The sequence below is a fragment of the Streptomyces sp. URMC 127 genome (assembly GCF_051386535.1).
Taxonomy (GTDB): domain Bacteria; phylum Actinomycetota; class Actinomycetes; order Streptomycetales; family Streptomycetaceae; genus Streptomyces.
The window spans coordinates 1-11,504 of record NZ_JBPQTW010000216.1 but is presented as its reverse complement, the minus strand read 5'-3'; the positions used below and the strand labels follow the sequence as shown (position 1 = coordinate 11,504).

Below are 11,504 nucleotides of genomic sequence, written 5' to 3'. Positions count from 1 at the left end.
CTCGTGGCGGCCGCCCTCGACGGCGCCGTCCGCGTCGCCGCCGAGCGCCGCCGCCCGCGCGCCGCGTGGAGCGGCCTCCTGCTGCCCGGCCCGCTGCTGCCGGCCCTCGTGCACGGCCCCACCGGCCTGCTCACCGCCGCCCTGTGGCACAGCGCCTACGGGCCGCCCGCCGCGCTGCTCGCCCTGCTGCCGATGTCCGTCTCCTCCTGGTTCCTCGACCGCTGCGAGCGCGAGCGCGCCGCCCACCAGGCCACCATCCGGGCGCTGGTCCAGGCCGTCGACCTCAAGGACCGTTACACCCGCGGGCACAGCGAGCGCGTAGGACGCGCCTCCGTGCTGATCGGCCGCGAGCTCGGCATGGCCGGCGAGCGGCTGGAGGCGCTGCGCTTCGCCGGCATCCTGCACGACGTCGGCAAACTCGGCGTCCCCACGCGCCTGTTGCGCAAGGACGGCCCGCTCACCCCGGAGGAGCGGCGCGTCATCGAGCTGCACCCCGAGTACGGGCACGAGATGGTGCGCGGCATCGGCTTCCTCGACGAGGCGCGGGCCGCGATCCTCCACCACCACGAGCGCCTGGACGGCAGCGGCTACCCCTACGGACTGATGGGACATCAGATTCCGTTCTTCGCCCGGATCGTCGCCGTCGCCGACGCCTTCGACGCCATGACCTCCACGCGCAGTTACAGCCGGGCCCGCCCGGTGCCCGCCGCACTCGCCGAGCTCCGCCGCTGTGCGGGAAGCCAGTTCGACCCTCGTATGGTCGCCGCCCTGTGCGCCGCCCTCGACCGTCACGGATGGCATTCGACAGTGACCTCCGAAGCTACGGAGAGTACAACTCCGCCCAGCGGAAACGTCCCTTCATCCCGCCGGCCGGTCACCGGGGCCGGCCACCCGGGAGGTGAGGGGTGACGGGGCGGCACGACGGGCTCCTGCTACGGAGCGTGCACACGGCGGCCGTGGCGCTCGCCCTCGCCGCCCTCGCCCGCACCGCCTGGCACGGCGTCGCCCAGCCCCGCGTCGCCCTCGCCTACGGCCTCCTCATCGCCGTCGGCGAGGCCGCCCGGCGCCGCCGCCCCACCGCGGGCCCCGGCGACCGCCAGACCGCCCCCGTGGGAGCCGCCGGGGCCCTGTCGTACGCCCTGCTCGGCGAGGTCGGCGGGCAGCCCACCGCGCACGGCGCCCCCCAGGTCGTCGCCGTGGTGCTCGCCGCCACCCTCGCCGGCGCGACCGGCCGCCCGCCCGCGCGCGACCACCTCGCGCGCCGCCTGCTCACCACCGCCTTCGCCGCCGTCTGCTTCCAGCCCCTGCACCACTCCGGCGTCCTCGACCGCTGGCCCGGCCACGGCCCCGGATACGCCTTCCTCCTGCTCCTGGTGCTCGCCCTGACCACCCTCTTCGACGCCGCCCTCGCCGCGGCCCTGACCCGCTCCCGCACGGGCGGCCCCTACGGCACCGCCCTCCGCGACGAGCTGCGCGCCCTCGCCGGCATCGGCACCGCGATCTGCGCCACCGGCATCGTCATGGCCCTCGCCGTGGGCGTCGCCGGGCTGTGGGCCCTGCCGGTCTTCTGCCTGCCCCTGGTCCTCACCCAGCTCTCCTTCCACCGCTACACCGCCGTGCGGGCCACGTACCACCAGACCATCGCCTCCCTCGCCCGCTCCACGGAGATCGCGGGCCACACCCCGGCCGGGCACGCCCGGCGCGTGGCCGCCCTGGGCCGCGCCACCGGACGCGAGCTCGGACTGTCCGAGGGCCGCCTCACCGTTCTGGAGTACGCCGCACTCATGCACGACATCGGTCAGCTCTCCCTCCTCGACCCCGTGCCCGCCGGGGCCACCGAGCCCCTGCCGCCCGAGCAGCGCCGCCGCATCGCCCTCCTCGGCGGGGCCGTCGCCCGCCGCACCGGCGTGCCCTCCGACGTCGCCGTCGTGGTCGAGCGCCAGGCCGATCCGTACCGCGAGCAGCCGCTCGCCGCCCGCGTCGTGCGCACGGTCAACGCCTACGAGGACCTCGCCGCCGGGACCGGCTGCGGCCCGCTGCGCGCCCTGGAGCGGCTCCGGCTCGACACGGCCCGCGAACACGACCCGCGGGTGGTGGCCGCCCTGGCCAGGGTGCTCGCGCGCGGGGGCGCGCCGGGGCCGGCGGAGCAGAGGTAAGAGTCCGGTCAAAGCGGGAGTACCGCGGTGAACCCACGGGTAATGAGCGGGCGTCCAAAAGGGCATGGTTGGATGCGAAGAGGAGATGCGAACAGGAGAGCCGAGCGAAGAAGGGGGAAGAAGGCGAGAGTCCGCGAAGACGACGGGGGGCGTCGGGCGCGTCGCCGCCTCCGGCACGGAGGTGTGACGGGCGTGACTTCCCGGAGCGAGTGAGATGTGGCAGGTTGTCGTCAGGGAGGACGGCGGCCGTCACCTGGGTCATCCGGCGTGGTCGCACGCAGAAACCGGCAGGCGGGAATCGTGAGGATCTTCGGCAAGGTACGGCACCGGCCTTCCGCCTCGTGGCGGCAGGCCACCGACCGTGCCTTCACGCTCATCGGCGACGGCCGGTACGAGGACGCGGGCGCGCTCCTGACCCGCGCGGCCGACATGGAGCCCTGGCTCTCCGAGTCGTGGTTCAACCTGGCGCTGCTGCACAAGTTCCGCCACGACTGGGAGCAGGCCCGCGCCGCGGGGCTGCGCGCCGTGGCCCTGCTGGACCGCGAGGCCGGCGCCCCGGACTGGTGGAACGTGGGCATCGCCGCCACCGCCCTGCAGGACTGGCCGCTGGCCCGCCGCGCCTGGCAGGCGTACGGCCTGCGCGTGCCCGGCGAGGGCACCCCGGCCGGCGAGCCCGTCGGCATGGAGCTGGGCAGCGCGGCCGTGCGGCTCTCGCCCGAGGGCGAGGCGGAGGTCGTCTGGGGCCGCCGGCTCGACCCGGCCCGGATGGAGGTCCTCTCCATCCCGCTGCCCTCCTCGGGCCGCCGCTGGGGCGAGGTCGTGCTGCACGACGGCGTCCCGCACGGCGAGCGCGTCACCGCCGCCGGGCCCGCCTACCCCGTCTTCGACGAGATCGAGCTGTGGGCTCCCTCGCCCGTGCCCACCTGGGTCGTCCTGCTGGAGGCCGCCACCGAGGCCGACCGGGACGCCCTGGAGCGGCTCGCGGCCGACGCCGGGTTCGCCGCCGAGGACTGGTCCTCCTCCGTGCGGCTGCTGTGCCGCACGTGCTCGGAGAGCCGCATGCCCAGCGACGAGGGCAACGGCGAGCACCTCGACCCCCACGACCACAGCGAGCCGGGCCACCCCGGCCCCCTCGGCCACCGCACGGCCGGCTCCGGCTCCCTGTGGGTGCCCGAGCGCGAGTGCGGCATCGCGGCGCCCGCCGGGCTGGTGCGGGGCCTCCTCGACGGCTGGGTGGCGGACAGCCCGGACAGCCGGGAGTGGCGCGACCTCGAAGAGGTCTGCTGAACCCCGCCGAGGACCCCCGGTGCCGGAGGCGGGGACCCGTACCCTGTACAGGACACACTTTTGGGTTTTGAGAGAGGCGCAACGGCGGACATGTCGCAGCAGTCGCAGCAGTCGCAGCAAGAGACCGACCAGCCGGTGGACGGCGAGTTCATCGTGGACACCGAGGACTGCGAGGAGCGCGAGCGCGCGCACCGCGAGCGCGGCACGTCCCGCCCGATCACCGTCGTCGGCAACCCCGTCCTGCACCGCGAGTGCAAGGACGTCACCTCCTTCGACGACGAGCTCGCCCAGCTGATCGACGACATGTTCGCGAGCCAGCGCACCGCCGAGGGCGTCGGCCTCGCCGCCAACCAGATCGGCGTCGACCTCAAGGTCTTCGTCTACGACTGCATGGACGACGAGGGCGTCCGCCACGTGGGCACCGTCTGCAACCCCGTCCTGGAGGACCTCCCGGCAGACCGCCGGGTCCTGGACGACTCCAACGAGGGCTGCCTCTCCGTCCCCACGGCCTACGCCTCCCTCGCCCGCCCCGACTACGCCGTCGTCCGCGGCCAGGACGCCAAGGGCAATCCCATCCGCGTCCGGGGCACCGGCTACTTCGCCCGCTGCCTGCAGCACGAGACCGACCACCTCTACGGCCGGCTCTACATCGACCGCCTCTCCAAGCGCGAGCGCAAGGACGCCCTGCGGCAGATGGAAGAGGGCACGCCGTGGTACCCGGTCGTCGCCAACGACTGACGCATACGGCGAGGGCCCGTACGGAACGTGTTCCGTACGGGCCCTCGCCGTTGTCGCGAGCAACGGTGTTCTAGAACTCCTCGTCGAAGCCGACCGTGCCCTCGACGGCCACCTGGTACGCGGAGGCGCGGCGCTCGAAGAAGTTGGTCAGCTCCTGGACGTTCTGCAGCTCCATGAAGGAGAACGGGTTCTCCGAGCCGAACACCGGGGCGATGCCCAGGCGCTGCAGGCGCTGGTCGGCGACGCACTGCAGGTACTCGCGCATGGACTCGGTGTTCATGCCCGGCAGGCCCTCGCCGCACAGGTCACGGGCGAACTGCAGCTCGCACTCGACGGCCTCCTTCAGCATGTCCGTGACCTGCTGCTGGAGCTCGTCGTCGAACAGGTCCGGCTCCTCCTCGCGGACGGTGTCCACGACGGAGAACGCGAAGTCCATGTGCATGGACTCGTCGCGGAACACCCAGTTGGTGCCGGTCGCGAGGCCGTGCAGCAGGCCGCGGCTGCGGAACCAGTACACGTAGGCGAAGGCGCCGTAGAAGAACAGGCCCTCGATGCACGCGGCGAAGCAGATGAGGTTGAGCAGGAAGCGACGGCGGTCGGCCTTCGTCTGCAGGCTCTCCAGCTTCTCGACCTCGTTGATCCACTTGAAGGAGAACTGCGCCTTGTCGCGGATGGAGGGGATGTTCTCCACGGCCGCGAAGGCCGCCGCGCGCTCGTCCGGGTCGGGCAGGTAGGTGTCGAGCAGCGTCAGATAGAACTGGACGTGCACGGCCTCCTCGAACAGCTGCCGCGACAGGTACAGGCGCGCCTCGGGCGAGTTGATGTGCTTGTACAGCGTCAGCACGAGGTTGTTCGCCACGATCGAGTCGCCGGTCGCGAAGAACGCGACCAGACGGCCGATCATGTGCTGCTCACCCGGGGAGAGCTTGGCGAGGTCGGCGACGTCCGAGTGGAGGTCGACCTCCTCGACGGTCCAGGTGTTCTTGATCGCGTCGCGGTAGCGGTCGTAGAAGTCCGGGTACCGCATCGGGCGCAGGGTCAGCTCGAAGCCCGGGTCGAGCAGGTTCTTGGGGCGTTCGGGCGCGGTGGTCACTGGCAGGCCTCGCAGGACTCGGGGTTCTCAAGGGAGCAGGCGATGGCGTCCGCGTCGGGCGCGGCCTGCTGCACGGGGATGGTGGCGGGGGCGGCGGCACCGCCGGACGCCGCGCGGGCGATCCGGGTGGCCGGGCGCGAGCGCAGGTAGTACGTCGTCTTGATGCCCTGCTTCCAGGCGTACGCGTACATCGAGCTGAGCTTGCCGATGGTGGGCGAGGCCATGAAGAGGTTCAGCGACTGGCTCTGGTCCAGGTACGGCGTACGGGCCGCGGCCATGTCGATCAGGGCGCGCTGCGGGATCTCCCAGGCGGTGCGGTACAGGTCGCGCACCTCCTGCGGAATCCACTTCATGTCCTGGATCGAGCCGTTGGCCTCGGTCATGGCGTCGCGGGTGGTGCGGTCCCACACGCCGAGCTTCTTGAGGTCCTCCACCAGGTAGGTGTTGACCTGCAGGAACTCACCCGAGAGCGTCTCGCGCTTGAAGAGGTTGGAGACCTGCGGCTCGATGCACTCGTACACGCCCGCGATGGAGGCGATGGTCGCCGTGGGGGCGATGGCGAGCAGCAGCGAGTTGCGCATGCCGACCTCGGCGATGCGGGCGCGCAGGGCCTCCCAGCGCTCCTCCCACGCGGCGACGGCGTTGGGGTAGTGGTCCGGGTGCAGCACGCCGCGGGCGGTGCGGGTCGCGGACCAGGCCGGGTGCGGGCCGTTGCGCTCGGCGAGGTCGGCGGAGGCCTCGTACGCCGCGAGCATGATCCGCTCGGAGATCTTGGTGGACAGGGCCTTCGCCTCGGCCGAGTCGAAGGGCAGGCGCAGGCGGAAGAAGACGTCCTGCAGGCCCATCAGGCCCAGGCCCACCGGGCGCCAGCGGCTGTTGGAGCTGCCGGCCTGCTCGGTCGGGTAGAAGTTGATGTCCACGACGCGGTCGAGGAAGGTGACGGCCGTACGGACGGTGCGGTCGAGCTTCTCCCAGTCCATCTCGCCGTCGGCGCCGAGGTGCTGCGCGAGGTTGACCGAGCCCAGGTTGCACACCGCGGTCTCGCCGTCGTCCGTGACCTCGAGGATCTCGGTGCAGAGGTTCGAGGAGTGGACGACCGCGCCCTTCTCGGCCGTCTGGTTGGCGGTGCGGTTGGCGGCGTCCTTGAACGTCATCCAGCCGTTGCCGGTCTGCGCGAGGGTGCGCATCATGCGGGCGTACAGGACGCGGGCCGGGATGGTCTTGACGGCCTTGCCCGCGGCCTCGTAGGCGCGGTAGGCGGCGTCGAACTCGTCGCCGTAGAGGTCGACCAGGTCGGGCGTGTCGGCGGGGGAGAACAGCGACCACTCGGCGTCGGCCTCGACGCGGCGCATGAACTCGTCCGGGATCCAGTGCGCGATGTTGAGGTTGTGGGTGCGGCGGGCCTCTTCGCCGGTGTTGTCGCGGAGCTCCAGGAACTCCTCGATGTCGGCGTGCCACGTCTCCAGGTAGACGCAGGCGGCGCCCTTGCGGCGGCCGCCCTGGTTGACCGCGGCGACGGAGGCGTCGAGGGTGCGCAGGAACGGCACGATGCCGTTGGAGTGGCCGTTGGTGCCGCGGATCAGCGAGCCGCGCGAGCGGATGCGCGAGTACGATAGGCCGATGCCGCCCGCGTGCTTCGACAGGCGCGCCACCTGGTGGTAGCGGTCGTAGATGGAGTCCAGCTCGTCCAGCGGGGAGTCCAGCAGGTAGCAGGACGACATCTGCGGGTGGCGGGTGCCGGAGTTGAACAGGGTCGGCGAGGACGGCAGGTACGACAGGGAGCTCGTCAGGCCGTACAGCTCGGCGACGTCGGCGAGGGCGCGCTCGGAGTGGTCCTCGGCCAGGCCGCAGGCCACGCGCAGCAGGAAGTGCTGCGGGGTCTCGATCACGTCGCGGGTGATCGGGTGGCGCAGCAGGTAGCGGCTGTGCAGGGTGCGCAGGCCGAAGTAGCCGAAGCGGTCGTCGGCGCCGTCGGCGAGGGCCTTCTCGACGAGCTCGTCGAGGCGCGCGGCGTGGGCGGCGACGAACGCGGCGGTCTCGTCCGCGATCAGGCCCTCCCGGTGGCCCACGGCGACCGAGGCCGAGAAGGAGGTGGCGCCCTGGCCGGCGGCCTCGTCGGCGATCGCGCGGGTGAGCAGGCGCGCGGCGAGGCGGGAGTACTCGGGCTCCTCGGCGATCAGGCCCGCGGCGGCCTCGGTGGCGAGGGAGCGGAGCTCGGCCTCGTCCGAGGTGGCGCTCCGGCCCCGCAGCGCGGCAGCGGCGACCTTGCCCGGGTCGGTGGCGGGAAGGTCGGCGGTGAGGTCGGTCAGGGTGCGCAGCAGCGCGGTCCCGGGGCCGCCGGTCGCTTCCGCAGTCGCTGAGACCGGATCGGCGGGCGCGATGGTCACTGAGGCTCTCCCTCGCTCGGCTGGGTGGGCCGCGGGGAGAGCACGACGGGCGCGTACGGGCATGCCTGATGCGCAGGGCATGCCTCGTAGGCGTCCGCCGGCCCAACCCGCGAGGCCCGGACGAATTCAACGCCCATAGCCGAGCCCAGGGCAGGCTCGGTGGAGGGCGTGCTGCCGGCAGGTCTTCGGACTCCTGCATGCGCGGCTTAACGGCATACATGCACCGTTGCGGGACAGTTCCGGATTTCCACCGGATTCCCCTGCGACGACAGCGAGGACGAGCATACATCTAGTGCCGCCCCCCGCACGCGCCCCCACATGTTGTGTCGCGCGGTAAGCGCATGGGTCGGAATGTGTTATCAGGCCCCGGTGTTGAGGGTGGGTTCGAATGCCGGGCGGAGGCCGCTCGCGGGCCCTCCGGGGGCCGCGGGAGGGTCCCTGAAGGGCCGGACCGGACCCTTCGGCGCGGGGCGCGGAAAAGGGCCGCCACGCCCCCTGAAGAGGGGTCGTGGCGGCCCTGCCGGCCCCGCGGGCCGGGCGCCCGGCCGAAGGTCGTCCCGGCGCCCGCCGGGGGTCGCTCCGGTGCCGGGTGGGGATCGTCCCGGCGCCCGCAGGCGTTCGTTCTAGTGGCCGCCCGGGACTCCCGCGGTGGCCGGCGGGAGCTCCCGCTGCACCCCCGGGTCGCCGGCGTCCGCGGTGTAGTCCGCCGCCGTGGTCTCGTCCGTGCCGTCCGGCGCGCCGAGCGCCTTCAGGACGACGGTCAGGACGATGACGACGATCACATTGAGCACGAACGCCGTGAGGCCGATATAGCCCTTTTCTCCGATAAGCGGGATGAGGTTGGTATTTCCGAAATGATCCTGGGTGGCGCTCGGCGTGTCGTACGCCTTCCAGGTGCCGTAGACCATGCCCGCCGCCCAGCCGGCCAGCAGGGCCCAGCGGTGGAACCAGCGGGTGAAGAGCCCACCCACGAGCGCCGGGACCGTCTGCAGGATCCAGATGCCGCCGAGCAGCTGGAAGTTGATGGCGACCGTTTTGTCCATGGTGAGCACGAAGACGAGCGCGCCGACCTTCACCAGCAGCGAGGCGAGCTTGGAGACCTTCGCCTCGTGCGCGGGCGTGGCGTCCGGCTTGATGAAGTCCTTGTAGATGTTGCGGGTGAAAAGGTTCGCGGCAGCGATCGACATGATCGCGGCCGGGACCAGGGCGCCGATCCCGATCGCCGCGAAGGCCACCCCCGTGAACCAGTCCGGGAACATGTCCTCGAACAGCTGGGGGATCGCGAGCTGGCCGTTCTTCACCTTGATCCCCGCCGCGATGGCCATGAAGCCGAGCATCGCGAGCAGGCCCAGCATCAGGGAGTACAGCGGCAGGATCGTCGTGTTGCGGCGGATGACGTTGCGGCCTTTGCCGGAGAGAACGGCGGTCACCGAGTGCGGGTAGAGGAAGAGCGCCATCGCCGAGCCGAGCGCGAGCGTCGCGTACGCCCACTGCGCGTCCGGGCCGCTCACCAGCGCGCCGCGCGGCTTGCCCGTGTCCGGGTTCTTCACCGCGAACGCTTCGCCCGCCTTGGCGAAGATGTGGTCGAAACCGCCCAGCTTGATGGGGATGTAGATGATCGCCACGATGATCACGATGTAGATCAGCGCGTCCTTGACGAAGGCGATCAGCGCGGGCGCCCGCAGCCCGGAGGAGTACGTGTACGCCGCGAGCACGCCGAACGCGATGAGCAGCGGCAGGTCCTTCATAAACCAGTTCGAGCCGCCGCCCACGCCCAGCACGTCCAGCACCGCCTGGATGCCCACGAGCTGGAGCGCGATGTACGGCATCGTCGCGAGGATGCCGGTCAGCGCGAGGGCGAGCGAGAGGCCCTTGGAGCCGAACCGGCCGCGGACGAAGTCCGACGAGGTCACGTAGCCGTGCTTGTGGGCGACCGACCACAGGCGGGGCAGGAAGGTGAAGACCAGGGGATAGCACAGGATCGTGTACGGGACCGCGAAGAAGCCGGCCGCGCCGCCCGCGTAGATCGCCGCCGGGACGGCGACGAACGTGTAGGCGGTGTAGAGGTCGCCGCCCAGCAGGAACCAGGTGATCCAGGTGCCGAACGAGCGGCCGCCCAGCCCCCATTCGTCGAGGTTGGCCATTTCCTCGGCGGTCCCGGCGCGCCGCCACTTCGAGGCCATGAAGCCCATGACCGTCACGGCCAGGAAGAAGAAGATGAAGACGGCGAGCGCCACGCCGTTCACGCCGTCCTTCACCGCTGCTCACCCGCCCTGCGCGCCCGCTCGTGGCGCCGCACGATCACGTACGCCACGGTCGTCAGCAGCGTCGAGACCGGCACCCACAGCATCTGGTACCAGTAGAAGAACGGGATGCCGATGAAGGCGGGCCCGGTCCGGGCGTACGAGCCGACCCAGAGCATCGCGGCGAAGGGGATCGCCAGGCAGAGCCCCGCCACGGCCAGGGGCGCGGTGACGACCGCCCTCCTGCTGCCGCCCTCCGGTGGTTCCGTCATGGTGGTGACTCCCCCCTTTTGTGATCACTGCGTGATGCGCAGGAAATCTAGGCGAGGGCCGGGCGTGAGTCACCCCCCGTCCGCATATCGGTATGGCAACGTCGCAGGGCCTGTTGAAATGAGGTTCCGTTCATGGTGAGTTGGTGGACATGGAGGCCTCTTGAGGTGGGCGGTCGCCGGCAGCGGTGAGGTGGTGCGGCGCCGGGTGCTGCCGGCCCTGCGCAGTCTGGGCGAGGAGACGGCGTACGTCTGGAGCCGGGACGCGGCGCGCGCCGCCCGGGCGGCCGCGGAGCACGGGGTGCCCGCGGGCGGTGACGACCTCGGCCGGCTCACGGCCGCCGACGCGGTGTACGTGGCCACGCCGGTCGCCGCGCACGTCCCCCTCGCGCTGCGTGCGCTGCGTGCCGGCTGTCACGTCCTGGTCGAGAAGCCCCTGGCGGGAGCGCTCGGCGGCGGGGGAGCGGTGGCGGCGGAGGCGGCCCGGGCGGGGCTGTGCGCGGGCGTGGCCTACCACCGCCGGCTGGGGCCGGCCGCACGGCAGTTGCGCGAGACGCTGACGGCATCGGCGCCCGCGCGCGTGCAGATCACCTTCTGCGCTCCCTTCGACCCGGCGCCGGAGGACCCGGCGCACTGGCGCACCGACCCGGCCGTGGCCGGCGGCGGCGTGCTCGCCGACGCGGGCAGCCACCGGCTGGACCTGCTGCTGTCGGTGCTGGGCCCGCCCGCGCGCGTGGGCGCGCGCTTCGGGCGCAGGTTCCCCGCCGGGGCCGAGCGGCGCGCGCACGTCTCCCTGGGCTGGGCGTCGGGCACGTCGGCGGAGTGCCGCTTCGCCTGGGCCGGCGGCCCGGAGCGCGACCGCCTGGACGTCACGGCCGGGGGCCGCTTCCTCGCGCTGGACCCGCTGGACGCGCAGCTCGCCCCCGATCCGCACGTGCCGCTGATCGCCGACTTCACGGCGGCGGTACGGGAACGGCGGGCGCCGGCCTGCCCGGTGGCGGAGGCCGTCCTCGTGGACGACGTCATCACGGCGGCCTGCTGGGCGGCGCGGTTCCGCAACGACTGAACGGGAACCCGGGCAACCGGGGCGATCCTCGCGACCGGGGAGCAGTAGGAGGGACACGGGCGGAACCGGTACCGCTGCGGCTGATGGCAGAAAAGGTGGGACAAACGTCCTTGAGTGGGGACGAGTGGCCTCGCATCATGATCATTGCGCCCGCGCGCCCGCGCGGGGCGTGACCACGACCTGTGGGGGGTTCCACATGAGTTCGGTAACAGCGCCCAGCCGCCGGGGACTTCTGGGGGCGGCGGTGGCCGGAGCGGTGGGGGCG

At 72.3% G+C, this 11,504-nt stretch carries 9 protein-coding genes and 1 riboswitch; of the genes, 5 read left to right on the top strand and 4 right to left on the bottom strand.

From position 1 onward, the window contains the following. The 4 genes from ACSNOH_RS29095 to def form a co-directional block, all read left to right on the top strand. A partial coding sequence (locus ACSNOH_RS29095; RefSeq protein WP_436724423.1) for an HD-GYP domain-containing protein occupies nucleotides 1-909 on the top strand: 909 nt, incomplete at its 5' end. After that, nucleotides 906-2,156, top strand: a complete 1,251-nt coding sequence (locus tag ACSNOH_RS29090; protein WP_436724422.1) for an HD-GYP domain-containing protein — start codon at nucleotides 906-908, stop codon at nucleotides 2,154-2,156. The genes ACSNOH_RS29095 and ACSNOH_RS29090, both read left to right, overlap by 4 nt. Nucleotides 2,157-2,456: 300 nt before the next feature. Then, on the top strand, nucleotides 2,457-3,443 hold the full coding sequence (locus ACSNOH_RS29085) for a tetratricopeptide repeat protein (RefSeq protein ID WP_030366244.1): 987 nt from the start codon (nucleotides 2,457-2,459) through the stop codon (nucleotides 3,441-3,443). 90 nt (nucleotides 3,444-3,533) lie between these two features. Then, nucleotides 3,534-4,181 (top strand): peptide deformylase, encoded by a 648-nt coding sequence (gene def, locus ACSNOH_RS29080; RefSeq protein WP_436724421.1) that lies wholly within the window; start codon nucleotides 3,534-3,536, stop codon nucleotides 4,179-4,181. A 70-nt stretch (nucleotides 4,182-4,251) separates the two neighbouring features. Here the strand turns inward: def and ACSNOH_RS29075 are convergent, their stop codons facing one another. The 4 genes from ACSNOH_RS29075 to ACSNOH_RS29060 all read right to left on the bottom strand — a co-directional run bounded on the left by ACSNOH_RS29075 (nucleotide 4,252) and on the right by ACSNOH_RS29060 (nucleotide 10,176). Continuing rightward, a complete protein-coding gene (locus ACSNOH_RS29075; protein ID WP_436724424.1) occupies nucleotides 4,252-5,208 on the bottom strand; it encodes a ribonucleotide-diphosphate reductase subunit beta in 957 nt (318 codons plus the stop codon). A 62-nt stretch (nucleotides 5,209-5,270) separates the two neighbouring features. Next, nucleotides 5,271-7,661, bottom strand: a complete 2,391-nt coding sequence (locus tag ACSNOH_RS29070; RefSeq protein WP_436724420.1) for a ribonucleoside-diphosphate reductase subunit alpha — start codon at nucleotides 7,659-7,661, stop codon at nucleotides 5,271-5,273. A gap of 159 nt (nucleotides 7,662-7,820) precedes the next feature. Beyond that, nucleotides 7,821-7,950: riboswitch (cobalamin riboswitch) on the bottom strand. Between the two features lie 334 nt (nucleotides 7,951-8,284). Next, nucleotides 8,285-9,919, bottom strand: a complete 1,635-nt coding sequence (mctP, locus tag ACSNOH_RS29065) for a monocarboxylate uptake permease MctP (RefSeq protein WP_436724419.1) — start codon at nucleotides 9,917-9,919, stop codon at nucleotides 8,285-8,287. Next, the gene (locus ACSNOH_RS29060) at nucleotides 9,916-10,176 is read right to left on the bottom strand and encodes a DUF3311 domain-containing protein (RefSeq protein WP_436724418.1); all 261 of its coding nucleotides are present in this window, start codon (nucleotides 10,174-10,176) and stop codon (nucleotides 9,916-9,918) included. The genes mctP and ACSNOH_RS29060 overlap by 4 nt, the downstream gene beginning before the upstream one ends. A 160-nt stretch (nucleotides 10,177-10,336) precedes the next feature. Between ACSNOH_RS29060 and ACSNOH_RS29055 the strand changes: the two genes are divergently transcribed. Next, nucleotides 10,337-11,239 (top strand): Gfo/Idh/MocA family protein, encoded by a 903-nt coding sequence (locus ACSNOH_RS29055; RefSeq protein ID WP_436724417.1) that lies wholly within the window; start codon nucleotides 10,337-10,339, stop codon nucleotides 11,237-11,239. Nucleotides 11,240-11,504: the final 265 nt, after the last annotated feature.

Excerpts from the sequence above, each read along its gene's own strand:
- ACSNOH_RS29060 (WP_436724418.1), bottom strand. The coding sequence starts at position 10,176 with ATGACGGAACCACCGGAGGGCGGCAGCAGGAGGGCGGTCGTCACCGCG.
- def (WP_436724421.1), top strand. The coding sequence starts at position 3,534 with ATGTCGCAGCAGTCGCAGCAGTCGCAGCAAGAGACCGACCAGCCGGTG.
- ACSNOH_RS29075 (WP_436724424.1), bottom strand. The coding sequence starts at position 5,208 with ATGCGGTACCCGGACTTCTACGACCGCTACCGCGACGCGATCAAGAAC.